Source organism: Bradyrhizobium sp. GW821-FHT13H05, assembly GCF_058804065.1.
Genome location: NZ_JBXAPO010000009.1, coordinates 59,715 through 85,505 on the forward strand (window position 1 = coordinate 59,715; position 25,791 = coordinate 85,505).

Here is a 25,791-nt window from a genome sequence, read left to right on the forward strand (position 1 = left end):
CTCGCATCATTTGCCGCGCATTCGGGACGTACTTCGAGCTCGATAAAGACACCAGCTAAACTGTTGAAGCTAAAGCAACCAATTGTTTGCTCAATATTTGAGGCGTGCGCCGATGCCCGCTTCGAGCGCCGTTTGTCCGTGAGTGTGTTCACCCGGAGAGACCTTGCCGATGCTCCGGAGAATGAAGGCCGGGACCACCCGCTCGCCATGGAATCTTGTCACATGCGCGATCAGGTTATGCATGAGGTTGGCGCGCGCCTGCTCCGAAACGAGATGACGCGCCGACGTGAAATAGAGATATTCGACCGCGCCGATCGCGCCCTCGGGGCCGATCGCGGCAAGCGCATCCGCCGACGCCTGCGGCAATTCCTGATCGGCCGGCGCGAACGTCCAGGCAATCATCCATGCGATTTCAGGGGGGCAAGGGATGTCCGGATCGATCGTGGGGACGGCGCCTTCAAGCGCCGCGTGGTTGCCGGCAGCAAGGAGGGCGAGGCATTTCAGGACCCGGATATGTATGTGGTACAGAGGGTTCAGTTCGACCATCGCGATGCCGCGGTCGAAGTATTGGACAGCTTCGTCGAATTGGCCGCGCGCATAGCGCAATTGTCCCATGACCGGCAAGGCCCCGGCAAAGTCCGTTGTCTGGGCGAAGGCGCGTTCGAGGATATCCTCCGCCAGTTCGAGATGACCTCGATTGATGAAGTACAGCAGCTTGGCGGCTGCCAGCATCAGCAGCGGGTTCGCCTCGATGGCTGGCAGGCAGTCCAGCACCGTGGCGTCGATCTCGCTTTCCATGCGGTAGCGTTCTTCAAGGCTCATCTCGCCGAACGGATTGGTCGTCGTGAGGCGCGTGAACAGATGCAGGCACCATTGCAGGGCGATATCCGCATTGTCAGGATCCTGCTTGCGATCCCTCCCCAGTTGCTCGCCACCTTCCACCCACCTCGGATTTGTCGACAGCAACACGCTCGAAGCCTTTTGAAGCCGCGTTTCAGCTGGCTCATCGGCGCGTATACCGAGCCCTGTCGAGGCGTGGCCGAGCGCCTTGCGCAGCACCTCGATGACGCCATTCGAAACCCGGCTGGCCTCGCTTGTGAACGCTGCGGCGTCCGCCATGTCGAGATCGAGCCGAAATGCTTTTGCGATCCGCCTCGACGGCATTTCCCGCAAGGTGGCCGCGCCATCAAGGTGCCCGTTGCCGGCATAAAAGCTCACTTGCAGGAAATAACGCAGCCTGTCCGTGGCGGTGGAGTTCCAGTCCTCGGCAACGGTGACCTTGTGGCTATCGCCAACACCCGCGGCGATCATCTCGCGTAGCTGATCGACCAGGGAAGACGCCTGCCGACTGAAGGGACGTCCCTGCGGCCCGAAAGCCGGCGCGATAACCAGGAGCGCATCAATTGGCACTACGGGAGACGGAACCGCGATCCAGACGTAACCCTCGCCGTATTGTGTGGCGATAAAATTTGGCGATTTGGCGCTATCGCCGAGCTTGGTCCGCAACCTATTGACCAGAAAATCGATGTTGCGGTCGGAGACGTCGGATTCCGACGCGATCTCGTCGAGCAGCCGGTCGCGGCGCATCAGACGACGTGGGTTCTGCGTCAGAGCGAGCAGCAGCGCGCGCTCGTTTCTGGTGAATTGAATCTTCCGTCCGTTACGGTGCGCGAAGAGGCATGTTTCATCAAGGACCATGTCCCCGAAACGAAGCCCCTGTGCCTTCTCCACTTCCCAACCCCAAAAAAGCAATCAACCAGATGTCGACCGACTAGTATTCTCGTCAGTGGCTCTGTCGCAAGCACAAACAAGCAAGCCATGAGCGGGTGACTACCACCACGGTTTCCAACCGCCTCTATTATCTCGGAATGGTCCGACAGAGCAGAGATATTGCCCAGGTTGATGATAGAGATTCGCTGTATTTTCCTCGGGAGCAACTTGACGGTGCAATTGCGCAAGCCGAAGGCTGCTGCCCGCTACCAATAGCGACGCCATTCCGAATTTTTCTTAATAATATTAGATATTTAGGCTAATTTTGGTAGCGAGGTCGCTCGCGATCAGCGGCACGAAGCCGCCACCGAAACAATAGCCATTCACCATGGTGATGATCGGTTTCGGTGAGCGGGTGATGCCGCGCGCGCCGGCGGAGAAATTCGCGAGTTCAGCCGGCTTGTCCGCGAGCTGACCAAGGAAGTTCAGGTCCATCCCGGCACAGAAGCTTTGTCCTGCGCCGGTCAACACAACCACTCTCAAGCGAATATCACACCCAGCGCCGCGGCGCTCCTCGCGAGAATGTGGAGGAAGTCCCAGCACTTTCGTTCCAGTTCGGGTAGTCGCTCGCCATCCACAACGGAAGCTGGCGGGCGCGAATTGGGCTTATTCGGCACCCGAATGATGCAACGGGTTGTCTGAGCTGGTCCGGCAAATCTGAACGGCGCGATGTGGCTACGAGACTTGACGAAACATCCGGCATCGTTGACAGCGGGGACTAAGGGCTCGTCCTCATCATTGATGGGCTGCGGCGAGAGCGCACTTGGTTCAAGCTGATTCTTCCGCCTACGATAGCGGTCGCGATCGTACAAAGTCGCGGTCTAGCGTAGAAATGGTGCGCCATTCAGAACAAAATTGCGAACTCGTATACTATTGAAATTATGATATGAATTATGGGGAATAAGGGGTGATCGCTGGTGGGACGGACAGGCTGCTTCCCCCGCGCTGGCGATGCCAATGCGGACGGCCGCATCGCCCCCAACTTCTTGAGATATTGGGCCTGATACGCTGGAAGCTCGGAGAGCTTCATCGTGCGCGATGAGGTATAACCCCGGGGGAAGGCCGCCCTCTCTCGCGTTGCCGGAGAGCACCGGCGGTCACCGCCGATGCGTCGCTATCTCCGTAGCTGATCGGCATGTCCGACGACCTGCCGATCTGCTTCAGCGCTGCCCCCGCTCCTTCCGGTACGGGCCGACGCCGCGGGGCTGATCAGTTTTTACGAAGGTTTCGCCAGGCTCGCGTCCGGCCAGGTTACGTAATAATCTTGCCCATTGATCGACCCGGTCGCCTGACGAATGCCTTGCGCCTGGATCTCGAGGTAGAGCTTCTTGTTGAAGGTACTGCTACCGAAGCTTACGCTGCCTAGGAGGTTTCCGCCGCTATAGAGATCGTACAGATTCGACTTGTAGCCGAGTTCGGGCACGTCGCTTGCCCGCTGTATCTTCAACGTTCCGTTGGCAAGCGCCTCGTTGAAGCCCGGCTCATCGGTCCAGGCCTCCGTACCGTACTGGAGAACCATTTGCTTGAAGTCCGCATCGCTCACCGCGACGGCATCGATGCGCACGGCCGCATCCGCTCCGAACCCCTTCAGATCTTGGGCCTGATCCGCGGGAAGCTCGGAGAGCTTCATCATGGGAGATTCGACATAGCCTTCGCGAGCGATAACCCCGCCAGCAGAGCCCGCTCCATTCGCCGCAGCTATCTTTCCGTTGACGAGCGCGTTGATCTTCAGCAGCGCGTCAGCTACGCCCGGCGCCAAGCGCGAGGACAGAGCGTTGACATGCGGGACGACGCTGACGGGACTTGTTTCAGGCTCGGTCGCCGTCTGAGCGCCGGCGGCTTTCAGGATGGTGAGCGCTGTCGCGCCGACGGAATTGATGGCAACCATTTAGGCCTCCTGGTCTGTGTTACCTGGACGTCCGCCAATCATTGCCGGGTCACAAGCAGGGGGCTGGCTTCATGCCAGTCGTCACGATAGCAGCCGCGCGTTCATCAGTTCCGACGAGGTCGGAACGGATGAACCGACAGGGCGCGATGATGTTGGTCCGGGGCCCTTACGAAGGTTTCGCCAAGCTCGCGTCCGGCCAGGTCACGTAGAACTCCTGCCCCCGGATCGACCCGAAGGCCTGTCGAATGCCTTGCGCCTGGATCTCGAAGTAGAGCTTCTTGTTGTTGATGCCGCTCCAGCCTACGCCGCCGAAATAGTTTCCGCCGCTATAGAGATCGTACTGAAACGACTCGTAGCCGATTTCGGGCACGTCGCTTGCCCGCTGGATCTTCAACGTTCCGTTGGCAAGCGCGTCGTTGAAGCCCGGCAGATCCTTCCAGCTCTCCATGCCGAACTGGAGGACCGTTCGCTCAAAATCTGCATCGCTCAATTCGACGCCCTCAATGCGCACCGCTGCATCCGCGCCGAACCTCTTCAGATACTGGGCCTGATCCGCGGGAAGCTCGGAGAGCTTCATCATGGGCGAAGCGACAAAACCTTCGCGAGAGATAACCCCGCCAGCAGACTTCCCTGCATTCGCCGCGGCCGTCTTTGCATTGACGAGCACGTCCTTTCCGTTGATGAGCGCGTCGATCTTCAGCAGCGCGTCAGACACGCCCGGCGCCAGGCGAGACGACAGAGCGTTGACATGAGGGACGACGCTGACGGGACTTGCTTCGGGCGCGGCAGCCGTCTGAGCGTTGGCGGCTTTCAGGATGGTGAGCGCTGTCGCGCCGACGGAATTGATGGCAACCATTTAGGCCTCCTGGTCTGTGTTACCTGGACGTCCGCCAATCATTGCCGGGTCACAAGCAGGGGGCTGGCCTCATGCCAGTCGTCACGATAGCCGTCGCACCCCAGTCAGTTTCGACCGACCGAAGCGGACGCATCGACAAGGATGCCATGTCGCCATAGACGGGGCTCCCGGTCGCGTTCATCGCACTCACGGCTGATCAACCTCAAGGCGCGAAGTCGAATCAGTGCTCGCAGGCTAACGGTTCCGGTCAAGCCCGCGCAATCTGCGAAATTGCAACTCAGCCCCCAATGGTGAATTGACTGTTAAATGGCGGGGCTGAGCTCCGGGGTCGACCTGTTCATGCGTCCAAATGACGCGCCGCGAAGATCCCGCACGCGACGAACCATCGCGCAGCGAACACGCGTGACATGGATCGATCGGATTTCGCGCTCACGAGACAGCGATCAAAACGATGCGACGCCATACCAACGGCTTCGCACCAGCTCCCGCCACTACCACAACCCAACCGGGAATACTCAACGCCCCGGCGAACTCACGACTGGAATAAGACTGGGGAACGCAAATGTTTCCGCCGATCGAAGAAACTCTCGCAAGCATCACGGGCGCGACGACTCTCGATGAACTGAAACGCGCGCTGGCGCGGATTTCGAAAGACTATGGCCTCACGCTTGTAGCCTACCAGGCTGCGCACCGCCCCGAGATCAGTCCGCTCACCCCTCTCATGCTGCTCTCATCCGACGATGATCTGGCGAGGCAATACCTCGAGCACGGTGGCCTTCAAATGGGCTCCGTCTTTCAAAGCGGCCGAAGCGCCTTCCTGCCATACGACTGGGACCAGGCCGCGCCGGAGGCGCAGGATGCGCGCGCAATCTTTCACGAAGCGGGTGTTCGCGGCATTACTATTCCGATCCGAGGACCGGGCGGCGAGCATGCACGCCTGTCGATCGCCTCGAACGTCACCACCGACACCTGGGCCAGCCGGCGGATGACCTATATGCGGGATTTTCTGGTCATCGCCCATTTCATTCACGATCAGGCCGTGCGGCTCGCAGGCTTGCGACCACAGGAGCTCGGACGATCGCTCTCGGCACGCGAGCGCGAGACACTTCAGCTCGCCGCGCGCGGCTTCAGCCCGAAGCAGATCGCCGCCGACCTGCATCTGTCGCCGACGGCCGTCCGCCTCTATCTGCAGGGCGCACGCACAAAGCTGGAATGCGCGACTCTTATGCAGTCGATCGCCAGGGCCGTCAGCCTCGACATCATCGAGGCCTGACGCGCGACGCACGCTCGCTCTCTCTTCGAGAGCCACGCGTGCCCGCGCGCGACATAGAAATTGTCGAAATGTCCAAGGCGAGTGTGTCAAGTTTTATTATCTCAGATTGCGATACACCCGCATGATCCTTTTAGCTCTCCGCCGGATGCTGCGGCTCGCGGCTTTCCAGTTCTGTCAGCGGAGAAGACACTGTGAAAAATATCCTGCGCTCCATCCTACCCGCTCTTGTTGCCGTCGCGACCTTCGCGACGACGGTTCATGCCAATGACACCATCACCGTCAACTGGACCAACAGCACCGGCTTCAGCATGGGGCGTGACTTTACAGCGGCATACAACGCCTGTAACGGCGGCACTTGCACTATCCCGCATGACATCAACAGCGGCACGACCGGAGTGCTCACGCACACGGCCGCGAGCACCCAGTACATTCGCACCATGAGCACGCGGTTCTACTATATGGACGGTCTCACGAGAAAGTCGTGCCAGCTCGTGGTTAGCGCCTACGGACCGAACAGCACATTTCCGGGACCAGGATGTGAGGGCAAGAGCATCTCCTTTTCTAAGGGTAACGGGACTGGCACTAGTCCAAGCTGCCAATGGGCCCTTGTCAGTGAAAACCCTGCGACGTGCACCTACGTCTTTAACGTCACCACTATGAACTAGAGATGCTGCCCCTGTGGGTGTCTCGTAGGCACGAGACACCCATGCCGGACAATCCCGACAAACTAGCAATGTTGCAGCGGCGCGGCTCACCCGTGGTGCTGCAGCATCGCGATCATTTGACTGGCCTGCTCAATCGTTCGGACGATCGAAAGCGTTCATTGGTCCTAGGCCTTCACCGCGGTTCGCAGCCCTATCGTCACCGAGGTCGCGCGGAATGCTGAGCATTGCCCGCGCCAGCAAGAGTTACGCCGGAGTTGCGGGCGGCGCGCCCGTGCTGAGGAACGTCACGCTATTGATCAACGCCGGAGACATGTGCGCGCTGACAGGCGCGTCGGGCTCGGGCAAGACGACGTTGATGAACCTGATGGGGCTGCTCGACCGGCCCGACAGCGGCGAGATTCATCTGAACGGAATATCCGTCGCAAGCCTGCGCGAGGACGACGCGGCCCGACTGCGCAACCAGCACATCGGCTTTGTCTTCCAGTCGTTCCATCTGCTGCCGCGCCTGTCCGCACTCGACAATGTGGCGTTGCCGCTGCTGTATCGCGGCGTCGCGGGCGCGCGGCGCCGGCAGGCTGCCGCCACCGCTCTCGATCGTGTCGGCCTTGCGGATCGTCTGGCGTACCGCCCCGATGAACTCTCCGGAGGGCAGCGTCAGCGGGTGGCCATAGCCCGGGCCCTCGTCGGCGAGCCTGCGTTGCTCCTCGCCGACGAGCCCACCGGCAACCTCGACAGCCAATCCGCCGACGACATCCTCGGCCTGTTCCTGTCCCTGAACCGCGAGTCCGGGGTCACCATGGTGATCGTAACTCATGATTCCTCGCTCGCGGCGCGTTGCCCGCGGCGCGTCATCATGCGCGACGGCGGCGTCGTCGACGACAACAGAGGCGAGCTCCGCTGCGTCGGAGCGACGGCATGAGCGGCGATCGCATGGTTCTGCGCGAACTCGCTTTCGATGCCGCTTCGAACTTGCAGGCCCTCAGGGGGCGCACCGTCCTTGCGCTGGTCGGCATCGCGATCGGGACAGCCGCCGTGATCGCGATGCTTCACATCGGCTACAATGCCCGCAAGGAGACGATGCAGCAATTCGACGTGCTCGGCATCGACCTCGTGAACGTCACCCCGAGATCGGACGGAATGAAAAATGCCGTGATCCCCCTCGACGCCGCTCGTGATGTCGCCGCGGTCGGGGTCGGCGTCATCGCCGCGGCTCCCTTCATCCTCACGGGCACGTCCGTCAGGATCGGCCGCTCCTCGCTTCAGGCCAACCTCGTCGCCGCGACGGACGGTATCTATTCGCTCGCCAAGGCCGAGATCGCGACTGGACGACGGACGTCCGATCTCGACGGGTTTGCGCCGTTCGCAGTGCTCGGGGCCGTTCTCACCAAAGACATCGCGGCGAGCACCGGCAGGCCCGTCAGGATCGGCGACCAGATTTCACTCGACGGCCAGGTCATGACCGTCATCGGCATCCTCGCCAGCGTCTACTCCAATATGGTCCTCGGCCTCGATCTCGACCGATCCGTCGTCATTCCCTATGCGGCCGCACGCCGCCTGATCCCGTCCCCTCAAATCACCAATGTCGCGGCACGGATCGACATCGCGAACGATGATACGATCGTCTCGGAGAATATCTCCGAATATTTCGGCGCGCGCATGCGCGGCGGCGGCGTGAGCGTGCAGACCGCGCGACAGCTGATCGCGACCCTCGATCAGCAGATGCGCATCTACGGCCTCCTGCTGCTGGCGATCGGGACGGTCTCGCTGGTGGTGGGCGGCGTCGGCGTGATGAACGTGATGCTGATGAGCGTCATGGAGCGGCGGCGGGAGATCGGCATCAGGCTGGCGATCGGTGCACGTCGCCACGATATCCGCGTGATGTTCCTGATCGAAGCCCTGCTGCTCTCGGCGGCCGGCTCGGCGATCGGCACGGTGCTGGGGACGCTGACCGGCTGGCTCTTCGCCCGATCATCCGGCTGGACCTTCGCTATGGCACCTGTCGCATTGCCGCTGGGGGCCGGCATGGCGCTCGTCGTCGGCCTGTTCTTCGGAAGCTATCCCGCGGCGCGCGCCGCCCGGCTCGATCCGATTGTCGCCTTGAGGTCGGACTAGATGGGCGCGCGGCGGAAGCACCGGCTTGGAATTGCGTTCGCGCTGCTGATCGGAGCCGCCGTCCCGCTTGTCGGCGCAGCGGCGCAGGAGCCAGGCTCAAAACCCGCCGTCAAAGCGAAGCGCGCGGCACGTCCATCGGCAGCCCTGGCGCAGCCGGCCGCCACAGCCGACACGGAGGTAGCCAGGCCAGCCGGCATTTCACTCACCGTTGCCGATGCGATCGCGATTGCGCTGCGCGACAACAGGACGATCCGCAGCGCCTATGTCGACAGGATCGCGCAGAAGTTCGATCTGAGGGTGGTCGAGGACCGCTTCACGCCGCATTTCTCGATCAGCGGAGGCGCGACCCGTCAGCAGGTTGCCGGCATCAACACGACGAGTGCCGAGATCACGCCGGCCGCCATTGCCCTGCTGCCGACGGGAGCAACGTTCGGCCTGGCCTGGGCGAACCACATGACCGATACAGCCGGCATCGTCACACGCAGCTCCACGGCGGAGCTGACATTGTCGCAGCCTCTGCTGCGCGGAGGCGGCGTCGACGTCAACATGGCGCCGGTGCGGGCCGCCCGCCTGACGGAGAAGATCAACCGACTGCGGCTGAAGGCGACGGTCTCAGAGAGCGTCGGCCAGGTCATCTTCGCCTATCGTGCACTTCTGCAGGCCCAGGAGGAGCTGAAGCTGGCGCAGGCATCGGTCGGGCGCGCGCAGGAGCTCCTCGACATCAACCGCACCCTCATCACCGCCGGACGCATGGCCGAAGTTGATATCGTGCAGACCGAGGCCGACCTCGAGAACCAACGCATTCGCGTGCTCGAGGCGACGAAGACGCTGGATTCGGCGCGTCTGCAGTTGCTGAACCTTCTGTCCATCGACCTCGGTGCCGCGATCGTGGCCAGGGAGAGCACCGATCCGGCGCGGATCGCGACGAACCTGTCGCGGCTGATGCAGATCGCGCTGGCCCAGCGCCCGGATTATCTCGGGCAGGTTCTCGTCGTCGAGCAAAACAAGTTGGGCATTGTCGTCGCCCAGAATGAACGGTTGTGGGACCTGTCGGTCTTCGCAAGCGGCCGGTTCGGGCGCGTGACGACCACAGGCGGCGGCGCTTTCGTTTCCGAACGGATCTCCGACGTGACGGTCGGCGCGGCGTTCAGCGTTCCGCTCAACGATCTGCGCCGCGAGCAACCTTTCGTGCAGGCGACCTCGACATTGCAGACATCGGAGTTGCAGCTTGCCAGCATCCGCCAGGGCGTGGAGCTCCAGGTGCGCGGTTCGTTTACGGATGTGGACATCCGCTGGCGGCAGCTCGAAGTGGCACGTCGCGCCGGCCATCTGGCTGCCCGAGCCGTGGAGATCGAGAAGGAGAAATTGAAGGCCGGCCGCTCGGCCAATTTCCAGGTGCGTGGGCTGGAGAACGATTTGAGGTCGGCGGAGAGCCAGCAGCTCGGCGCCATGATCGGCTATCTCAACGCGCTCACGCTTCTGGATATCCAATTGGGGACGACGCTAGAGACATGGCGCATCGCGTTGAAAGACTGACTGTGAACGCCGAGACGCCGGACGCCGCGGAGACGAAGCGCCCGGTGCGCGCATGCATGACCGGATTTGTCCCACGACAAATCAAACGCGTGACGATCGCGGCCGCTCTGCTTGCCGTTGTCGCGTTGAGCTTGACGACCTGGTTTTGGCAGAACGGCGTCTCGCCGCCACAGACTCCAGCCGGACTGACGACCGCCCGTACGTTCACGGTTGCACCGAGCGCCGTCGTTTCACGCCTGACCCTGACCGGTACCTTGAGATCCGGAAAGACGGTCCCGATTGTGGCGCCGTTCGACGGCCCCATACTCGAGCGCAAGGTGCAGCTGGGCGATCGTGTCGCTGCGGGTGACACGGTTCTCATCATGGACCCCGGGGAAGTGCAAAGCCGTTTTCGCGACGCTCAAGGATCCCTGCTCAAGGCCAGCATGGGGCTTGACGTCCTGGTCCATTGGGACACCAGCCCGGATGTCACGCGTGCCAAGCGCGCGATCGAGGCTGCAGACGCCACGCTTGCAGTCCTCGAACGCCAGGTGACCGAGACCAAGGCCCTGTTCGATCGCGGGATCGTCTCGCGCAACGAATTCGATGGGCTGATGCAACAGCGGGATGCACAACGGGTTGCAGCCGCCAGCAGCCGCCTGGACCTGCAAACCACGCTCGCACGTGGCAACGCCGAATACCGCCAGCTGGCGGATCTGGAAATGAAGAACGCACAGGCCAGACTGGCGGACCTGAAACAGCAACTCGATGGCAGCACAGTGTTCGCCCCCTCGTCAGGCATCCTGGTCCGCCCGCCGGCGACAGCACCCAGCACTCAGGGGTCTCTCTCGACCGAGCCCGGAAGCCGGGTCAGCCGCGGGCAGGCCTTGTTTTCCGTTGCCGATCTTTCGACCTTGATCGTGGTCGGCAGGATCGACGAGGTCGATGTAAATCGCGTGCACGTCGGCCAGGCTGCGATGATCACCAGCGACGCTTTCGCCGGCGAGATCGCAGGGCACATCGTGGGTGTGAGCGCCGAAGCGAATGCCAATCAGGGTGGAAATCCGGCTCCCTCGTTCGAAGTCCGCGCGGCCATATCGGTCGAAGCGGCGCGGCGCGATATGGTGCGGCTGGGCATGTCGGCCCGGATGACGATCGAGCTGATGGCGAATGCAAAGGCGCTGGTCGTTCCCATCGAAGCCGTAGGCGGTACCCGCGTGAAGCCAATGGTCAGAATCCGTGAGCCAGGATCGGGCCGAGAGTTCGACCGGCCCGTCGTCTTAGGAGCAACCACCGAAACTGGCGTCGAGGTGCTGGGCGGTCTGGAGACGGGAGAGGTTGTCGTTCTGACCTCTTCCGATATCGGACGTGTCTCCGAGCCGGATCCTCCGCGGTGAACTGCGCACAGGCACGTGCTTGTCGATCTCGCGCGTCACCGGCTCGAACGACGATAGCAGGGCCACGCTTGGCCGGGCGAGAACCCCGGTTCGCAAATTTGCTGAGGGAATGGTGCCCAGGGGCGGAATCGAACCACCGACACTGCGATTTTCAGTCGCATGCTCTACCAACTGAGCTACCTGGGCGTGCTCCAAGAGAGGCCAAAGCCCATCGAGCGGGCGGTTTATAGTGGGCTGAGAGCGGCCTGTCCACCCGGCTTCGCCAAGAGGTTTCGCCGGGCGCGGCCCGGCTGTGCACAAGGTGGGGCGGGCTTGCCGCGGCGAGCGCGCGGTCGATCGGGTACCTCAGCAAATTATTGATATTATTTAGCTATTCTTCCCCATCCGCTTCGTCATCGCGGCCGGGGATGACGTAGGAGCCTTTCAGCCAGCGGTTCAGATCGACGTCGCGGCAGCGCGACGAGCAGAACGGACGGGTGGCCTGCGACTGCGGCTTGCCGCAGATCGAGCAGCTTTTGACGGGGTCGGCGGGCGTTTTGACTTGGTTGTCCATGATGGCGGCAGCTTACACGAGGTGAGGGAGTTCAAGAGCCTGTCGGCAAAGCGGTTCTTGCGGCGCCGGCGCATGCGGCTCCGCCGGGGTCCGGAGGGCCCATTCTACTGTGCATGGGGTTGTTTTCGAGATTTTTGTCGGCGCGCTAGATGGCCGTGGCGTTGAGCCAGCCGAAGCGGATCGGAAAGCCCTCGCCGCCGAGCAGCGTGGTGGTCTCGTAGAGCGGCAGGCCGACCACGTTGGTGTAGGACCCCACCATCTTCACCACGAAGGAGCCGGCGATGCCCTGCACGGCGTAGCCGCCGGCCTTGCCGCGCCATTCGCCGGAGCCGATATAGGCCTGGATGTCGTCCTCGGAGAGGCGCTTGAAGCGGACGCGGGTCTCGACCAGGCGCTGGCGGAAGGCCTCGCGCGGCGTGACCAGGCAGATCGCGGTGTAGACGCGGTGGTTGCGGCCCGACAGCAGCCGCAGGCACTGCGCCGCCTCGTCGACCAGATTGGCCTTGGGCAGGATGCGACGGCCCACCGCCACAACCGTGTCGGCGGAGAGGATGAAGGCGCCGCGCAGCTCGTCGTCGAGTTGCACCGACTTGAGCGCCGCATCGGCCTTGGCCCGCGCGAGACGGTTGGCGCAGGCGCGCGGCAGCTCGCCCCGCTTCGGCGTCTCGTCGACGTCGGCCGGCCGGAGCGCGTCCGGCTCGATGCCGGCCTGGTTGAGCAGCGACAGGCGCCGCGGCGAACCGGAGGCAAGTACGAATTTGGGGCGGCCAAGCATCAGGTGATTTGGGGGATGAGGCAGGGGTGAATTGCGCGCGGAACCTATCGGAAGGGGGCCGATTTCACAACCCGGGAACCCGAGGTTTGGTGATTCGAGGTTTCCGACATGCCTGTGCCCTCAGTCTGTGACGCTGGTGTTACGGGAGGTCTCGTGTCCCGGACGCGGCGCGGCATGAAATGCTACGACGCTGAGCCGGGACCCAGGAGCTTGCGCTTGCGATGAGATGGGCCCCGGCTCTGCAGCGCACCGTTGCACGCTGCGCTGCGTCCGGGGCACGAGAGTTAGCCAGAGGCCGCGCCCACTTTCGCAAACCGCCTGCGGATGCGCATCAAGAGCTGGTCGCAGACGTCGCGGTAGGCGGCGAGCTTCTGGTCGCGGCTGCCTTCGATGGTGGTGGGATCCTGCGTCGGCCAGTATTCGACGTCGGCGGCGAGCGTGCGGGTCAGCTCCAGCGCCTTGTGGTGCGCCTCGGGCGAGAGCGTGATGATGAGGTCGAAATTCAGCCCCTCCCAGTCCTCCAGCTCCTCGAAGGTCTGCGGCTTGTGGGTGGAGATGTCCTGCCCCAGTTCGTCCATCACGGCGACCGCGAACGGATCGAGCTCGCCCTTCCTCGCACCGGCCGACTTCACGTAGAGGCCTTGCGGAAACATGTGCCGCAGCAGGCTCTCGGCCATCGGCGAGCGCACGCTGTTCATGGCGCAGGCGAACAGCACCGATTGTGGATCGCGTGCGCGTGGGGGCGCAGCCATCCGCGTTTAACCTTTCCAGTGCAGAACAGTAATGAGCGTGAACAGGCGCCGCGAGGTCTCGAAGTCGACCCTGACCTTGCCCTTCAGCCGCTCCTGCAGCGTGCGCGAACCCTCGTCATGGATGCCGCGGCGGCCCATGTCGATGGCCTCGATCTTGTCCGGGGTCGCGGTGCGGATCGCCTGATAGTAGCTGTCGCAGATCATGAAATAGTCCTTCACGATCCCCCGGAACGGCCCCAGCGACAACAGATGCACGACCACGGGCGTGCCGTCCTCCTGGCGGATGTCGAACATCAGGCGATTGCCGGTGATACCGATATGCAGCGTGAACGGGCCCTTCCCGTCCGCCCCCTCCGGCGCGAACAGATTCTGCTCGATCAGATCGTAGATCGCGATCGCGCGCTCGTGCTCGATGTCGGGCCCGGAACGGCCGATCGACTCCTCGTCGAGCGTGACGCCGACGATGCGGTTCTGCGAGTCGTCCTGTTCGGGCGGCTTTGTCATGACAGATTGAGGCGCAATCCAATCGAGCGCGAATGGGCATCCAGCCCCTCCGCTTTGCCAAGCGTCATCGCGGCCGGCCCCAGCGCACGCAGCTGGTCCGGGCCGCATTTCAGGATCGAGGTGCGCTTGATGAAGTCGGCGACCCCGAGGCCCGAGGAGAATCGCGCCGAGCGCGCGGTCGGCAGCACGTGGTTGGAGCCGCCGACGTAATCACCGATCGCTTCGGGCGTATGGGGCCCAAGGAACACCGCACCGGCGTTGCGGATCCTTGCGGCCAGCGCATCCGGATCATCAGTCATGATCTCGAGATGCTCAGCGGCGATGGCATCCGCGAGCGGGATCGCGTCGTTGAGATTCTTCACCATGATGATGGCGCCGAAATCGGCCCAGGACGCACTCGCAATCGCAGTGCGCGGCAGCGTCTTCAGCTGCGCCTCGACGGCCTTCTCGACATCGGCGGCAAGGCGCGCCGAGTCGGTGATCAGGATCGACTGCGCGCTGGCATCGTGCTCGGCCTGCGCGAGGAGATCGGCGGCAATCCAGTCGGCATTGCCGGTGTCGTCGGCAATCACGAGCACCTCGGAGGGGCCGGCGATCATGTCGATGCCGACCTTGCCGAACACCAGCCGCTTCGCGGCGGCGACATAGGCATTGCCGGGGCCGACGATTTTTGCGACCGGCGCGATGGTCGCGGTGCCGTGCGCGAGCGCGGCGACAGCCTGCGCGCCGCCGACGCGGTAGATTTCGGTGACGCCGCCGAGATGTGCAGCAGCCAATACCAGCGGATTGAGCTTGCCGTCGGGCGAGGGCACCACCATGACGAGGCGCGAGACGCCGGCGACCTTGGCGGGTACTGCATTCATCAGCACCGAGGACGGATAGGCCGCGGTGCCACCGGGAACGTAGAGACCCGCGGATTCGATCGCGGTGTAGCGCCAGCCGAGCTCAACGCCAAGCGGATCGGTGAAGCGCTCGTCCTTCGGCAATTGGCGGCGATGATAAGTCTCGATACGGTCGCGCGCGAGCTTCAGCGCATCCAGAGTCTCGGCATCGCAGGCCTTCACCGCGGTCTCGATCTCGGCCGCGGTGATGCGCAGGCCGGATGCATCCAGCTTCAGCCGGTCGAACTTTGCCGTGGCCTCGAGCAGCGCGGCATCGCCCCGCCTGGCCACGTCGTCGACGATGGCGCGCGCGGCGGCCTCGACGTCGGCCGATGCCTCGCGCTTGGCGGCGAGGAAGGCCGCGAATCGCTGGTCAAAATCGGCGCTGCTGCGGTCGAGACGGACGGGCATCTTTGGCTTGGCTTCTGCTGGTTTTGGAGGCGCGGCTTGGCTCACCGGGCCCCCTGCTCAATGGCGCGGCGGGGAAGCTGCGTCAACCCTTGGCAGTCACCCCCTTGGGAGACGCCGGTCCAGCGGAGGCCCGAGCTGGTTTCGCTGGTATACCGGCCACCTCACCCCTCCCCCTCGATCCCCGTCCCCAGCTCGTCCGCCCCGAGATCGGTCAGCTCGCATTCCAGGCATTCGACGTCGAGGCGGATGGCGCCGCCTTGGGCGAACAAAAGCAGGGCGCTGCCGCCCGGCTCGTCTTCGCGGCCGTCCTGGGGGTGAAACTCGACGCCGACGAGGTCCCAAACCTTGTCCAGCGCGGTCAGATCGATGTTGCGCGATTTGCAGGCGAGCACGCGGTCGAAACGCAGTGCTGCGACCAGCCGGCGCGGCTCGGCGTCACCATCCAGCGTCTGCTCCCAGTCCAGCCGGCTCATGCCGACCACCAGACGCTTCTCGCCCTGCCGCCAGATGATGTCCGAAGCCTGCACCCGGGCGTCCTGCACATGGGTCGAGATGACGGCGAGATCGTCGGCGTCGAGCGCGATCATTTTGAGCTGGGGAGACATCACCAACACTTCTCCTCGGGGGCAAATAGCCTCAACGCGCGCGGACGCCGAAATTTCCTTACAACTAACGGGCTTGTGGACTAGAGGCTATTGATATCCTCCATTTCCAGCACCTTCTTCGGATAGCCGGCCCGGGCGACATGGATCATGGCGCGGCCCATCTGCTCGGTCGAGGTGACGAGCCGCGGCGAGATCCGGCGCAGCACCGACCAGAGCGGCCAGGTTGCGGTGTAGACCGCCTGCACCCAGGCCGTCTTGGAACGGATGCCGTGCAGCGGCTGGATCGCGCCGGGACGGAACAAGTAGGCGCCCCTGAACGGCAGCTTGAGCAGATCGTTCTCGGTCTTGCCCTTGACCCGCGCCCACATCCGCGCGCCCTGCTCGGTGGAATCGGTGCCGGCGCCGGTGACATAGGTGAATGTCATCTGCGGATTGAGCCGCGCCAGCGTCGTCGCGGCAGCGAGCGTGAGGTCATAGGTGAGATGGCGGTAGCGCTCTTCGCTCATGCCGATCGAGGAGACGCCAAGGCAGAAAAAGCCGGCATCGAAGCCCGTCAACTGGGACTCGATTGCCGAATAGTTCGTGAAGTCGTCGTGGATGATCTCGGTGAGCTTGGGGTTGCGCACGCCGGTCGGGCTGCGGCCGACCACAACCACGCGATCGACGCCGGGATCGATCAGGCATTCGCGCAAAACACCCTGCCCGACCATACCGGTCGCGCCGAAGATGATGACTCGCATCGGAGCGTCCCCAACGATGTCGCGGCTCATGCGGCGACCGCGATCTCGTCGAAGGATACACCGGTAAGCGTTGCCGAGACATCCCACAGCATGGCTGACGCCGCAAAATCCTTTGCCTGCGGCATGATCCTCGCCGCCCTGGGCAGCCCCTTCAATTCATAGAACCAGTTGGGACCGTAATAGCCGCCGGGCTCCGCAGCCGGCGAGGTCGCAGCGAATAAGGTCGGCAGCGCGCCTTCGGCTGCGGACTGGCTGATCAAGGGCTGGAGCCAGCGGCTCACACGCCACTGCAAGGTGTTGGCGCCCGGACCGTTCGGAATGAGATCGGTCCGCGCATAGCCCGGGTGGGCGGCGAGGCTCGTCAGGCCCCAGCCGGCGGCGAGGCTGCGGCGCTGCAACTCGAGCGCAAACATCAGCATGGCCAGCTTGGACTGGCAGTAGGCCCGCCACGGACGATAGGATTTCTTGCCCTGGAGGTCGTCGAAATTGATCGCGCCGGAGCGGTGCGCAAGGCTGGAGAGATTGACCACACGAGGCGCCTTCGCCCGGCGAAGCTGCGGCAGCAGGCGCGCCGTCAACGCGTAATGGCCGAGATAATTGGTGCCGAGCTGCATCTCGAAACCATCCTCGGTCTGCTGCCGTTTCGGCAGCGCCATCACGCCGGCATTGTTGACCAGCAGGTCGAGCTGTTCGTTGCTGGCGGCAAAGCGCCTGGCGAAATCGGCGACGGAGGCAAGGCTGGCGAGGTCGAGCTGCTCGTATGCGATCAGCGCATTGGGAAACCGTTCGCAAATGCGCTCGATCGCGCGCAGGCCCTTTGCCTCGTTGCGTCCGGTGAGTATGACAATGGCACCGGCGCCCGCCAGCGCCATCGCCGTCTCGTAGCCGAGGCCGCCCGTGGCCCCGGTGACGACAGCGGTCTTGCCGCTGAGAGAGGGTATGTCTGCCGTGCTCCAGTCGGTCATGCCATATCTCCGTTCGGGGCTGGAAAAGGCCCGCGACCGGTCTAAATGTGCACTGAGTGCAAATTTGCAAGAGGTGAAATAATTTGAAGGTTTCGAAGTCCGCCAGGAAAAGCGCCAAGCCCTTGTCGCCGGAAGGAAAATCGCCGGCGGCACCGGGGCTGCGCGCGCGCAAGCAGCAGCAGACCCGCGAGCGGCTGAAGCGGGCGGCGATGGCGCTGTTCCTGGAACGCGGCTTCGAGGCCACGACCATCGACGACATCGCGGCGAAAGCGGACATGTCGCGCCGCAGCTTCTTCCATTATTTCGCGTCCAAGGAGGACGTGGTCGCCGCCTGGCAGGAGGATGCCGCGGCCGCGCTTGTCGCCGAGATCCTCGCAAGGCCAGCGGACGAATCCATGCTGACGGCGGCGGAGAATGCGATCGCGGCGGCGGTCAAGCGGATCGATCCGGCTGAAGCGGCAGCGATGTCGCGGCTCAAGCGCGACAATCCCGCCCTCCACGCGCGCGACCAGCTCAAATACGAAAAGCTCGAGCGAACATTGGCCGACGGACTCGCACAACGCTCCGGACGCAAGTCGGACCGGATGAAGGCGCGGCTCGTCGCGATGATCGCCACCGGCGCAATGCGTATCGGCGGCGAAAGCTGGCTCTCCGAAGGCGCGCGCGAGAAGCCGGAGACTTTCGTGAAGCGCACCTTCGATGCGATCCGGGCGATATTGAAGTGACTGCTTACCCTCCCCTGGAGGAGGGTAAGCAGCGACACACCCTTACTCCTTGAAGAACGCCAGCAGGTCGGCGTTGATGGTCTCGGCGTGCGTGGTCGGCATGCCGTGCGGAAAACCCTTGTAGGTCTTCAGAATGCCCTTCTTGAGCAGCTTGGCCGAGAGCGGGGCGGAATCGGCGTAAGGCACGATCTGGTCGTCGTCGCCGTGCATCACCAGAACCGGCACGCTGATCTTCTTCAGATCCTCGGTGAAATCGGTCTGCGAGAACGCGACGATGCCGTCGTAATGCGCCTTGGCGCCGCCCATCATGCCCTGGCGCCACCAGTTCTGGATCACGGCTTCAGACGGTTTTGCGCCGGGACGGTTGTAGCCGTAGAACGGACCTGCGGCGATGTCGCGGTAAAACGCCGAACGGCCGGCGGCAAGCTGGACCTGGAAGTCGTCGAACACGCTCTTCGGCAGGCCGCCGGGATTGGCCGCGGTCTGCACCATCAGCGGCGGCACCGCCGAGAGGATCGCAGCCTTCGCCACCCGGCTCTCGCCGTGACGCGCGATGTAGTGCACGACCTCGCCGCCGCCGGTGGAATGGCCGACATGGATGGCGTTCTTGAGATCGAGATGCGCGGTGACCGCGGCAAGATCGTCGGCATAATGATCCATGTCGTGACCGTCGGCGACCTGCGCCGAGCGGCCGTGGCCGCGGCGGTCATGGGCGACGACGCGGTAGCCACGCGTGACGAAGTACATCATCTGCGCGTCCCAATCGTCGGACGACAGCGGCCAGCCATGGCTGAACACGATCGGCTGGCCCGCGCCCCAATCCTTGAAAAAGATCTCGACGCCGTCCTTGGTGGTGATGGTGGGCATGAATGGCTCCTTCAGTGAGAATCAATCCGGGGCCCGCAACACGCGAGCCGGCGACACGGAGATGGTTGTGCGATAGCGCAAGGTCGATGCCGCGCACCGACCGCGAACGTGCGATCAAGCAAACGTCATCGGCTTGTAGCGGCGCCAGGCGCCGACGGTCAGCACCACGAAAAACACCAGCACGATGCCCTGCACCACGGCGAACACGGGACCTCCCGGTGGATTCGGCGGCACGGCAGGCGCGAGCGCGGCGAGCGCCGGCACTTTCAGGAACGACTGGATCACCAGCACGAAGACGTTAAAATAGAGCGAGATCATCGCGGTCACGATGTAGACCGGACGCCAGACGCCCGCGAGCTTAAAGCCGTACAGCGCGATGCAGGCGATCGCGAGCAGCACCAGCGAGATGATGCCGATGATGTGCGACGGGAGCAGCTCCTTGAACGGAAACAGGAAGCCGGTGGCGCTGGTGAGAATCGTGAACAGCAGGAAGATCGCGGTGAGGCCCGGCATCGGCTTCGAGCCGAGCAGGCCGAACATCACGACGAGGCCGGCGACGATTCCAATCAGGCTGATGACGACATGGACCAACGTGAAGGCGGGCAGGCTCAACCCAAGGACCATGACATCTCTCCTACTCTCTGCATTGAGGTCGAGAGATTGATATTACGGTCCTCATCAGATTGCCACATGCGCTGGCGTCACACTTACGCGCGTAGCCATGCGTCGTCGTGCGAATCGACAAACGCATGGCTTATTTTTTTGCAACGCTGTCACAAACGACAGCAGTTTGTTGTTGGTAGCCCGGATGGAGCGAAGCGAAATCCGGGGGTCTCGCGTGTGGAGGTGCTGTCCCGGATTACGCTTCGCTCCATCCGGGCTACGAGCTCTCAGGTTTCGACGAAAGTCGAATCGCGTCTCATACTTCCTTGGTGTCGAAGATCAGCAGATCGGCGCCGCCACTGGCGAATTTCGGGACGTCGCCTCCCGCGGCCTTGCCTGCTTCGCTGGCGAAGGCCGACTGGATGGCGGCGACGTTGTCGAAGGTGAGAATCGCGACGAGATGGATTCCGGACGGTCCGGCGGGGGAGCCGACCGTCCCCGTGCTGACGGCGTATTTCTTCAGGCCGGGCAATTTCTTGGCGAGCGGAATGTGGGTCTCGGCATAATACTTATCGAAGGCGGCAGCGTCCTTGGGCGTCTTGTAGAGCACGACGAGTTCGGCCATTTAGTCCTCCCGTTAAGCGTTTTGTTTGTAGATCTTAGACCCTCATGGTGAGGAGCGTGCGAAGCACGCGCCTCGAACCATCGAGGCCCGGGTCGTCGTTCCGGGCCTTCATCCTTCGAGACGCGCGTTCCGCGTTCCTCAGGATGAGGGGATAGTCTGTATCATGTGGCAAAATGGCAAGTCACATTCGCCTTGCCATCTTCTTGTCTTGTCTTGTCCTTGACTAGAGCCATTTCCGTTCCGATGGGATCAGAACGGAAATGGCTCTAGATTCTTGCTTGACGCGTTTTCTTCACGCGAACCGGTATCCACTTCGCTCGAAAACGCTCTAAAGCGCGGGTTTTGCGGCGTCGCCGAGATAGCCGTGCAGGGAGGCCACGACCTGCGCGCCTTCGCCGATGGCGCCGCCGACGCGCTTGACCGAGCCGGAGCGGACGTCGCCGACGGCGTAGACGCCGGGCACGGAGGTTTCCAGCGGCGCCACCAGCTTGCCCTGGTTCAGCTCGGACTGCGCGCCCGTGACGACGAAGCCGCCGCGATCGAGCGTGACGCCGCAGCCGTCGAGCCAGTTGGTGGCGGGATCGGCGCCGACGAACAAAAAGAGATTCTTGATGTCGGCCGAATCCTCGTCCGCCGACAGCCGGCTCTTCCAGCGGATGCGCCGCAGCAGCGAGGCCTCGTCGCCCTCGAGCGCGGTGATCTCGGTGTTGAACATCAATTCGATGTTCGGCGTCGCTTCGATGCGCTCGATGAGATAGCGCGACATGCTGGCACCCAGGCCGCCGCCGCGGATGATCATCAGCACGCGTTTCGCATGGCCCGACAGGAACACGGCCGCCTGCCCCGCCGAATTACCGGCGCCGACAAGAGCGACCTCTTCACCTGCGCACAGCTTCGCCTCGACCGGAGACGCCCAGTACCAGACACCGCGGCCCTCGAACTTGTCGAGGTTCTCGATCTCCGGGCGGCGATAGCGCGCGCCGCTGGCGACCACCACCGCGCGCGACCGCAAGGGATCGCTGCCGTCGAGCGCGACCGCAAAGGCGCCGTCCTTGCGCGTGCAGTCGAGCGACTTCACCGTCACCGGGATCATGATCTCGGCGCCGAATTTCTGCGCCTGGTTGAACGCCCGCGCCGTCAGCGCCTGGCCGGAAATGCCGGTCGGAAAGCCCAGATAGTTCTCGATGCGCGCGCTGGCGCCGGCCTGTCCGCCGAAGGCGCGGGTGTCGAGCACGGCGACCGATAACCCTTCGGAGGCCGCATACACCGCGGTCGCAAGCCCCGCCGGTCCGCAGCCGACGATCGCGACGTCGTAGATGCGGTTGTCGCTGGGGCCGCCGATCATGCCGATCGCGCGCGCGACCTCGGTTTCGCTGGGGTTGCGCAGCACCTCGCCGCTCGCCGCGACCACCAGCGGCCAGTCTTCCGGCTTGGGCGAATAGCGCGCGATCAATTCGGCGGCATCGCGGTCGCGTTCGGGATCGAGCAGATGGTGCGGCTGGCCGTTGCGGGTGAGAAACCCCTGCAGGCGCACCACGCCGGCCGAATGCGACGGACCGATCAGCACCACACCGCCGACACCGCCCTGAAGCAGATTGACCCGGCGCAGGATCAGCGCGCGCATGATGCGCTCGCCGAGCTCGGCCTCGGCGACCAGCAGCGCGCGCAGGCGCGGCGGCGGCAACAGCAGCGTCTCGACCTCGCCTTCCGCGCGGCCGTCGACCAGCGCCGGCCGTCCCGAGAGCTGGCTGAGCTCCGCCAGGAATTGCCCCGGACCCTGGTCGATCAGCGGGGTCACATGGCCGAGTCCGTCGCGCTGGGTGATGGCGACGTGCCCCTTCAGCACGACGAACATGCCCGGCCCGGGCTTGCCGGTCTCGAACAGGAACTCGCCATCGGCGTAGTTGCGGACCTCGCCAAAATTCCTGAGACGCTCGATCTCGGCCGATGTCAGCGTCGGAAAGGTCTGTTCAGGGCGCGTGAACCGCGCCATCTGCGGATCGCCATCGGTTCGCTGCTGCTCGTCCTGCCCCATTGCCACGTCCATGCACTCCAAAAATTCCAATCGCCGGTCTTCAATCGCCGGTCTTGCCGGCGGTCCCCTCATCTAGGGAACCATCGTCATTCTGCGAGGGGTCGGTGATTGCGGCGCGTTCGCGCGCCTGCAGCTTCCGCCGCTTCAGGTTTTCGCGCAGCGCCGATTTCAGCCGGTCGTCCCGCGCCCCCTTCGCCTGTCTCGTGCTCTTGTCGGTCTCGTCAGCCATCAGCGGTCCATACCAGCGATCCGCGATAACATGCCCGGAGAATGCGGCAGCTCAAGAGGCCAGCGCGATCCGATCGTGCGAAAGTCCAAAATGGGCCGAATCCAATACCGCGGCCAACTGGCCAGTTGGCCGGGGATATCGCAGCCAAAATCGGCGGAAAGTCGGTGCTTTCACGTGAAAACGGGCATTTTGGCCCCGATATCGGCCCGATTTTCTCATTTTCACGGAGTTAGCAAGCTTGCACAGGAGGGGGGCTTGTGGCAGATATCGGCGCGCTTGGTAGGCCCTTGTGGTGGCCGATTCTAGATCCCAGCACATGCTGCCGTAGCTCAGTGGTAGAGCACTCCATTGGTAATGGAGAGGTCGACAGTTCAATCCTGTCTGGCAGCACCATTCCCCTGATGCAATCACACATGAAGCGGCGTTCTCGCGGCTTGAAACGCCCGAGTTTTGCTTTCCTCTTTCGCCCTCTGTTGTGAAGAGGGCGCAGCACCGCCGATCCAGCGCCAAAAGACATTAAGGAGCTACGGATTAATCCGGTAAGCACGACGCGCAGGCCGCTAGGGAACATTTGCATTCAAGACAGCGTCGCACCAAACCTCCTCGGCGATCAGATTGAGGAGATCGTCATTGTCCTTCGGCCAGCCTCGCAAAGCCGCGTGTGCCGGATTGTCAGGCTCAGCCTCGTGGATGAAACGAATCCTGTGTCGCTTCGGATCGTTGAGGCAAGCCTGCCTTATCTGCGACACACAGCCTACCGCGAATCCGCTTTTTGGTCGGACATCGATATTGCTTAAGCGGATGGCCTGGACAGTTGCAACGACACGATCCTGATGCGTCGCGCCAGGAAAAAACTCGGCCCATGTCGCCGACAGATAGTCTTCGTCATCCCTCAAGCGGAACGCTGCGCCGAGAATTCCAATGACATTGTCGTCTTCATCCTTGCGCAGCCGCGCCCAAGGAACATAGCGAACGCAATGATCCGGCTCAGGTAGGTACGTGATTGGCATCGACGAACCAGCGATCGGGGCCATAAGGCGCCAGAACCGCCGGCAGCCGAGAAACAGGCGTGATTCCAGCCGCTCGCTCGCGGTCATCATTGATGGTCACAGAAATAGTCCATCTAACGAGATCTTGAGGCAGGCACTCGATCGTCAATCGATCTCCACCATTGGTCCAGGTTGCGATCAGCTCACCTTTGGCTGTCGCGCCCAAACCAGGCCGCCGTTGCGGCTTCAGAAAAATCAGCAGACGCAGAAATGTCGCAAAAGAATCTACAGTCGGCGGCCGATCTAGCGGCTCCCAATCTTCCACGCTCAACAAACTATCGAGCTGGCCGAACAACCTTGAGCGCCAGTCGCGATTCAAATGCATCGCCACCTGCGACGTCCGAATTTTGAACTGCGCGAGGATGTCAAACAGCTGGGATTCCAATGCCTGCGCCACGGGTGGCGTTTGCTTCTGACCAGAGAACGTCGGCGAGGGCTGGCGTAGACTCTCGACCTGCCCCGCGATCAGCTTGGAGACAGCTCCAATCGCCGTCGACGGCACGTAAGGAGCAACAGATGGGCGCCGACCTATGGCGGGTTGTAAAGTGGTCATCTGAAAAGCTCTCTGGCTCGCTCGGTAATACAGGCCTCAAAGATAAAATTCTTGTGGTCGCGCATCCGACCGATCAACGCCCAAAATTCTTCCTCCCGCTTAGGAATATTGATTTGACGATACACGTCAAGGTCGAGCGAGAAGGAAGTCATATTTATCAGAGGGGACGGGACCGTACTGGAAATAATGTTGAAGAATAGGTCGTCGGTGCCGACCGGACGCTGCGCCTGAACAAGGTATTCCAACATGGGCATCCCAAACTGCTGCGGCGACCGCGGCAGGAAGTTCAGATAATCCTCAACATTGAGAACGGCCCCCTCCCGAACAGGAATGTCGATCCTGTTGACATACCTCAAACCCACACGTGCCACGTCCACGGGTCCGATATGGTGCCTTCTCAAAGCCGCCCAAGCTTTAGCGATCGAGGCTTGAAAGCCTTCCCACCCTAAGTAGGGAGCGAGCCGGCTACAAACAAACGCAGAACGGCGGAAAATGGTCACATCAGCCCTGTCGAGAGAACTGAGTTTCCGTCCTTCCCATTCCGTCGTCACCGTCGGTGGCTTGCCAACGATCTCCATCGAGATCTTAACCGACTGCTCCTCCTCGTTGTAGAAATACTCCTTTTCAATCAAAGATATCGCCCGATCGATCACCTCCCGGGCAATCGGATGAGCGAACCTGACTTCCAGAACCGCTTCGGTAATCGGTGCTCGGGGATAGTTCATGACGGGACAACAGCAGGAAATTGCCAGCTGTTCCATAGCCCAAAATGGTTAACAGACCGCAGATTTGTCATATAGCAGCCGCTGCTTGTCCGGTGCTTGGCCATTGGCGGCACAGCGATCCCAACCCGCAGCCTGTGGTGACGGCGGGTCACCAACTTACGGTAGATCTGCGCCGTACGTAGCACGGCCAGCGATGGCCACGGCCTTAGGCACCACCCTCGGCGTCGGAGTCTCGCCGAGATCCTGAAACTGGAACATATGCCGTGCATTGGCTTAAATTACCTCGCCTTCGAAAGGATCATCCGCGTTGAGAAGGTCGACAGTTCAATTCTATCTGGCGGCACCATATTCTCGCTTCAATGACGCACAGATTGGCATGCTCGCGGCTTGAAACGCCCGAGTTTTGCTTTCCTCTTTCGCCCTCTTCCGTGAAGAGGGCGCAGGGAAGGCCGGGTGCCGGCTGGCACCCATGATCCGCTGCGCGAAGAATTTGCACACGCAAATGCGCTAGCGGACAACAGGTGGGCCGGAAAACACCCGGCCTTCCCTGCGCGATGGGTTGACGGCTTATGCGCGCTCTCCCCGGAGCCGAGTTCCTTCTGGCCTCCGTCACCTCGCGAATTGGCGATGCCTCGCGGCCCGGTCGAGCCCCGATCCATCTCCGCAAGGCTTGACCGTAGCAACGACGGTCAGGACCACGCGCTTTCGCCGTACGCAA

At 62.8% G+C, this 25,791-nt stretch carries 27 protein-coding genes and 2 tRNA genes; 8 read left to right on the forward strand and 21 right to left on the reverse strand.

Features of this window, described 5'->3' with window-relative positions; translation table 11 throughout:
- Positions 1 to 90: 90 nt before the first annotated feature.
- The 4 genes from AC1RR3_RS25160 to AC1RR3_RS25175 form a co-directional block, all read right to left on the reverse strand.
- Positions 91 to 1,731, reverse strand: coding sequence for a winged helix-turn-helix domain-containing protein (locus AC1RR3_RS25160; protein ID WP_492825784.1), 1,641 nt, complete (start codon positions 1,729 to 1,731; stop codon positions 91 to 93).
- 285 nt (positions 1,732 to 2,016) lie between these two features.
- Positions 2,017 to 2,313: an enoyl-CoA hydratase/isomerase family protein gene (locus AC1RR3_RS25165; protein ID WP_492825785.1), complete on the reverse strand. Its 297-nt coding sequence runs from the start codon at positions 2,311 to 2,313 to the stop codon at positions 2,017 to 2,019.
- 673 nt (positions 2,314 to 2,986) lie between these two features.
- Positions 2,987 to 3,658 carry a hypothetical protein gene (locus AC1RR3_RS25170; RefSeq protein WP_492825786.1) on the reverse strand — a complete coding sequence of 224 codons (672 nt, stop codon included), beginning with the start codon at positions 3,656 to 3,658 and terminating at the stop codon, positions 2,987 to 2,989.
- Between the two features lie 166 nt (positions 3,659 to 3,824).
- Entirely contained in the window at positions 3,825 to 4,514 is a 690-nt protein-coding gene (locus AC1RR3_RS25175; RefSeq protein WP_492825787.1) for a hypothetical protein, read from the reverse strand.
- Between the two features lie 562 nt (positions 4,515 to 5,076).
- On the opposite strand from AC1RR3_RS25175, the gene AC1RR3_RS25180 reads away from it, so the two are divergent.
- The 6 genes from AC1RR3_RS25180 to AC1RR3_RS25205 all read left to right on the forward strand — a co-directional run bounded on the left by AC1RR3_RS25180 (position 5,077) and on the right by AC1RR3_RS25205 (position 11,476).
- Entirely contained in the window at positions 5,077 to 5,787 is a 711-nt protein-coding gene (locus AC1RR3_RS25180) for a helix-turn-helix transcriptional regulator (RefSeq protein ID WP_492825788.1), read from the forward strand.
- A 191-nt stretch (positions 5,788 to 5,978) separates the two neighbouring features.
- On the forward strand, positions 5,979 to 6,452 hold the full coding sequence (locus tag AC1RR3_RS25185; protein WP_492825789.1) for a hypothetical protein: 474 nt from the start codon (positions 5,979 to 5,981) through the stop codon (positions 6,450 to 6,452).
- A gap of 214 nt (positions 6,453 to 6,666) precedes the next feature.
- Positions 6,667 to 7,371, forward strand: coding sequence for an ABC transporter ATP-binding protein (locus AC1RR3_RS25190; RefSeq protein ID WP_492825790.1), 705 nt, complete (start codon positions 6,667 to 6,669; stop codon positions 7,369 to 7,371).
- Positions 7,368 to 8,564, forward strand: a complete 1,197-nt coding sequence (locus AC1RR3_RS25195) for an ABC transporter permease (RefSeq protein WP_492825791.1) — start codon at positions 7,368 to 7,370, stop codon at positions 8,562 to 8,564. Before AC1RR3_RS25190 ends, AC1RR3_RS25195 begins: the two co-directional genes overlap by 4 nt.
- A complete protein-coding gene (locus AC1RR3_RS25200; protein ID WP_492825792.1) occupies positions 8,565 to 10,100 on the forward strand; it encodes a TolC family protein in 1,536 nt (511 codons plus the stop codon).
- Complete coding sequence (locus tag AC1RR3_RS25205) at positions 10,076 to 11,476, forward strand: efflux RND transporter periplasmic adaptor subunit (protein WP_492825793.1); 1,401 nt, start codon at positions 10,076 to 10,078, stop codon at positions 11,474 to 11,476. Before AC1RR3_RS25200 ends, AC1RR3_RS25205 begins: the two co-directional genes overlap by 25 nt.
- Positions 11,477 to 11,586: 110 nt before the next feature.
- On the opposite strand, the gene AC1RR3_RS25210 is transcribed toward AC1RR3_RS25205, so the two are convergent.
- The 9 genes from AC1RR3_RS25210 to AC1RR3_RS25250 form a co-directional block, all read right to left on the reverse strand.
- Positions 11,587 to 11,662, reverse strand: a tRNA-Phe gene (locus tag AC1RR3_RS25210).
- A gap of 184 nt (positions 11,663 to 11,846) precedes the next feature.
- Positions 11,847 to 12,029: a DNA gyrase inhibitor YacG gene (gene yacG, locus AC1RR3_RS25215; RefSeq protein ID WP_492825794.1), complete on the reverse strand. Its 183-nt coding sequence runs from the start codon at positions 12,027 to 12,029 to the stop codon at positions 11,847 to 11,849.
- Between the two features lie 145 nt (positions 12,030 to 12,174).
- A complete protein-coding gene (locus AC1RR3_RS25220; protein ID WP_492825795.1) occupies positions 12,175 to 12,804 on the reverse strand; it encodes a Maf-like protein in 630 nt (209 codons plus the stop codon).
- A 284-nt stretch (positions 12,805 to 13,088) separates the two neighbouring features.
- Positions 13,089 to 13,556 (reverse strand): arsenate-mycothiol transferase ArsC, encoded by a 468-nt coding sequence (locus tag AC1RR3_RS25225; protein ID WP_492825796.1) that lies wholly within the window; start codon positions 13,554 to 13,556, stop codon positions 13,089 to 13,091.
- A gap of 6 nt (positions 13,557 to 13,562) precedes the next feature.
- On the reverse strand, positions 13,563 to 14,060 hold the full coding sequence (locus AC1RR3_RS25230; protein ID WP_008134528.1) for a UPF0262 family protein: 498 nt from the start codon (positions 14,058 to 14,060) through the stop codon (positions 13,563 to 13,565).
- A complete protein-coding gene (gene hisD / locus AC1RR3_RS25235; protein ID WP_492825797.1) occupies positions 14,057 to 15,352 on the reverse strand; it encodes a histidinol dehydrogenase in 1,296 nt (431 codons plus the stop codon). The genes AC1RR3_RS25230 and hisD overlap by 4 nt, the downstream gene beginning before the upstream one ends.
- A 161-nt stretch (positions 15,353 to 15,513) precedes the next feature.
- Entirely contained in the window at positions 15,514 to 15,957 is a 444-nt protein-coding gene (locus tag AC1RR3_RS25240; RefSeq protein ID WP_492825798.1) for a DUF2948 family protein, read from the reverse strand.
- A gap of 80 nt (positions 15,958 to 16,037) precedes the next feature.
- Positions 16,038 to 16,697 carry an NAD-dependent epimerase/dehydratase family protein gene (locus tag AC1RR3_RS25245; RefSeq protein ID WP_492825799.1) on the reverse strand — a complete coding sequence of 220 codons (660 nt, stop codon included), beginning with the start codon at positions 16,695 to 16,697 and terminating at the stop codon, positions 16,038 to 16,040.
- A 26-nt stretch (positions 16,698 to 16,723) separates the two neighbouring features.
- Positions 16,724 to 17,662 (reverse strand): SDR family oxidoreductase, encoded by a 939-nt coding sequence (locus tag AC1RR3_RS25250; RefSeq protein ID WP_492825800.1) that lies wholly within the window; start codon positions 17,660 to 17,662, stop codon positions 16,724 to 16,726.
- 83 nt (positions 17,663 to 17,745) lie between these two features.
- Here AC1RR3_RS25250 and AC1RR3_RS25255 point away from each other — a divergent pair, with 83 nt between their 5' ends.
- Positions 17,746 to 18,387, forward strand: a complete 642-nt coding sequence (locus AC1RR3_RS25255) for a TetR/AcrR family transcriptional regulator (RefSeq protein ID WP_492825801.1) — start codon at positions 17,746 to 17,748, stop codon at positions 18,385 to 18,387.
- Positions 18,388 to 18,429: 42 nt separating this feature from the next.
- On the opposite strand, the gene AC1RR3_RS25260 is transcribed toward AC1RR3_RS25255, so the two are convergent.
- The 5 genes from AC1RR3_RS25260 to AC1RR3_RS25280 form a co-directional block, all read right to left on the reverse strand.
- Entirely contained in the window at positions 18,430 to 19,254 is an 825-nt protein-coding gene (locus AC1RR3_RS25260; protein WP_492825802.1) for an alpha/beta fold hydrolase, read from the reverse strand.
- A gap of 114 nt (positions 19,255 to 19,368) precedes the next feature.
- Complete coding sequence (locus AC1RR3_RS25265) at positions 19,369 to 19,878, reverse strand: hypothetical protein (RefSeq protein WP_492825803.1); 510 nt, start codon at positions 19,876 to 19,878, stop codon at positions 19,369 to 19,371.
- 295 nt (positions 19,879 to 20,173) lie between these two features.
- Positions 20,174 to 20,482, reverse strand: coding sequence for an EthD family reductase (locus AC1RR3_RS25270; RefSeq protein ID WP_492825804.1), 309 nt, complete (start codon positions 20,480 to 20,482; stop codon positions 20,174 to 20,176).
- 328 nt (positions 20,483 to 20,810) lie between these two features.
- On the reverse strand, positions 20,811 to 22,517 hold the full coding sequence (locus tag AC1RR3_RS25275; protein WP_492826055.1) for an FAD-dependent oxidoreductase: 1,707 nt from the start codon (positions 22,515 to 22,517) through the stop codon (positions 20,811 to 20,813).
- Between the two features lie 40 nt (positions 22,518 to 22,557).
- Positions 22,558 to 22,746 carry a hypothetical protein gene (locus AC1RR3_RS25280; RefSeq protein WP_492825805.1) on the reverse strand — a complete coding sequence of 63 codons (189 nt, stop codon included), beginning with the start codon at positions 22,744 to 22,746 and terminating at the stop codon, positions 22,558 to 22,560.
- A gap of 318 nt (positions 22,747 to 23,064) precedes the next feature.
- Here AC1RR3_RS25280 and AC1RR3_RS25285 point away from each other — a divergent pair.
- A tRNA-Thr gene (locus AC1RR3_RS25285) sits at positions 23,065 to 23,139 on the forward strand.
- Between the two features lie 167 nt (positions 23,140 to 23,306).
- On the opposite strand, the gene AC1RR3_RS25290 is transcribed toward AC1RR3_RS25285, so the two are convergent.
- Genes AC1RR3_RS25290 through AC1RR3_RS25300 form a run of 3 tightly spaced genes read right to left on the reverse strand, consistent with a single transcriptional unit; the run spans position 23,307 to position 25,073 of the window.
- The gene (locus tag AC1RR3_RS25290) at positions 23,307 to 23,756 is read right to left on the reverse strand and encodes a hypothetical protein (protein WP_492825806.1); all 450 of its coding nucleotides are present in this window, start codon (positions 23,754 to 23,756) and stop codon (positions 23,307 to 23,309) included.
- Positions 23,734 to 24,348: a hypothetical protein gene (locus tag AC1RR3_RS25295; RefSeq protein ID WP_492825807.1), complete on the reverse strand. Its 615-nt coding sequence runs from the start codon at positions 24,346 to 24,348 to the stop codon at positions 23,734 to 23,736. The genes AC1RR3_RS25290 and AC1RR3_RS25295 overlap by 23 nt, the downstream gene beginning before the upstream one ends.
- On the reverse strand, positions 24,345 to 25,073 hold the full coding sequence (locus AC1RR3_RS25300; protein ID WP_492825808.1) for a TIGR04255 family protein: 729 nt from the start codon (positions 25,071 to 25,073) through the stop codon (positions 24,345 to 24,347). The genes AC1RR3_RS25295 and AC1RR3_RS25300 overlap by 4 nt, the downstream gene beginning before the upstream one ends.
- Positions 25,074 to 25,791: the final 718 nt, after the last annotated feature.

Bases quoted from the DNA above. Each gene is read 5' to 3' on its own strand.
- AC1RR3_RS25245 (WP_492825799.1), bottom strand. From the start codon at position 16,697: ATGCGAGTCATCATCTTCGGCGCGACCGGTATGGTCGGGCAGGGTGTT.
- AC1RR3_RS25200 (WP_492825792.1), top strand. From the start codon at position 8,565: ATGGGCGCGCGGCGGAAGCACCGGCTTGGAATTGCGTTCGCGCTGCTG.
- AC1RR3_RS25175 (WP_492825787.1), bottom strand. From the start codon at position 4,514: ATGGTTGCCATCAATTCCGTCGGCGCGACAGCGCTCACCATCCTGAAA.
- AC1RR3_RS25265 (WP_492825803.1), bottom strand. From the start codon at position 19,878: ATGGTCCTTGGGTTGAGCCTGCCCGCCTTCACGTTGGTCCATGTCGTC.
- yacG (WP_492825794.1), bottom strand. From the start codon at position 12,029: ATGGACAACCAAGTCAAAACGCCCGCCGACCCCGTCAAAAGCTGCTCG.
- AC1RR3_RS25180 (WP_492825788.1), top strand. From the start codon at position 5,077: ATGTTTCCGCCGATCGAAGAAACTCTCGCAAGCATCACGGGCGCGACG.
- AC1RR3_RS25195 (WP_492825791.1), top strand. From the start codon at position 7,368: ATGAGCGGCGATCGCATGGTTCTGCGCGAACTCGCTTTCGATGCCGCT.
- AC1RR3_RS25190 (WP_492825790.1), top strand. From the start codon at position 6,667: ATGCTGAGCATTGCCCGCGCCAGCAAGAGTTACGCCGGAGTTGCGGGC.
- AC1RR3_RS25295 (WP_492825807.1), bottom strand. From the start codon at position 24,348: ATGACCACTTTACAACCCGCCATAGGTCGGCGCCCATCTGTTGCTCCT.
- AC1RR3_RS25300 (WP_492825808.1), bottom strand. From the start codon at position 25,073: ATGAACTATCCCCGAGCACCGATTACCGAAGCGGTTCTGGAAGTCAGG.
- AC1RR3_RS25220 (WP_492825795.1), bottom strand. From the start codon at position 12,804: ATGCTTGGCCGCCCCAAATTCGTACTTGCCTCCGGTTCGCCGCGGCGC.
- AC1RR3_RS25270 (WP_492825804.1), bottom strand. From the start codon at position 20,482: ATGGCCGAACTCGTCGTGCTCTACAAGACGCCCAAGGACGCTGCCGCC.
- AC1RR3_RS25250 (WP_492825800.1), bottom strand. From the start codon at position 17,662: ATGACCGACTGGAGCACGGCAGACATACCCTCTCTCAGCGGCAAGACC.
- AC1RR3_RS25240 (WP_492825798.1), bottom strand. From the start codon at position 15,957: ATGTCTCCCCAGCTCAAAATGATCGCGCTCGACGCCGACGATCTCGCC.
- AC1RR3_RS25225 (WP_492825796.1), bottom strand. From the start codon at position 13,556: ATGGCTGCGCCCCCACGCGCACGCGATCCACAATCGGTGCTGTTCGCC.
- AC1RR3_RS25205 (WP_492825793.1), top strand. From the start codon at position 10,076: ATGGCGCATCGCGTTGAAAGACTGACTGTGAACGCCGAGACGCCGGAC.
- AC1RR3_RS25170 (WP_492825786.1), bottom strand. From the start codon at position 3,658: ATGGTTGCCATCAATTCCGTCGGCGCGACAGCGCTCACCATCCTGAAA.
- AC1RR3_RS25260 (WP_492825802.1), bottom strand. From the start codon at position 19,254: ATGCCCACCATCACCACCAAGGACGGCGTCGAGATCTTTTTCAAGGAT.
- AC1RR3_RS25280 (WP_492825805.1), bottom strand. From the start codon at position 22,746: ATGGCTGACGAGACCGACAAGAGCACGAGACAGGCGAAGGGGGCGCGG.
- AC1RR3_RS25290 (WP_492825806.1), bottom strand. From the start codon at position 23,756: ATGCCAATCACGTACCTACCTGAGCCGGATCATTGCGTTCGCTATGTT.
- hisD (WP_492825797.1), bottom strand. From the start codon at position 15,352: ATGCCCGTCCGTCTCGACCGCAGCAGCGCCGATTTTGACCAGCGATTC.
- AC1RR3_RS25275 (WP_492826055.1), bottom strand. From the start codon at position 22,517: ATGGGGCAGGACGAGCAGCAGCGAACCGATGGCGATCCGCAGATGGCG.
- AC1RR3_RS25230 (WP_008134528.1), bottom strand. From the start codon at position 14,060: ATGACAAAGCCGCCCGAACAGGACGACTCGCAGAACCGCATCGTCGGC.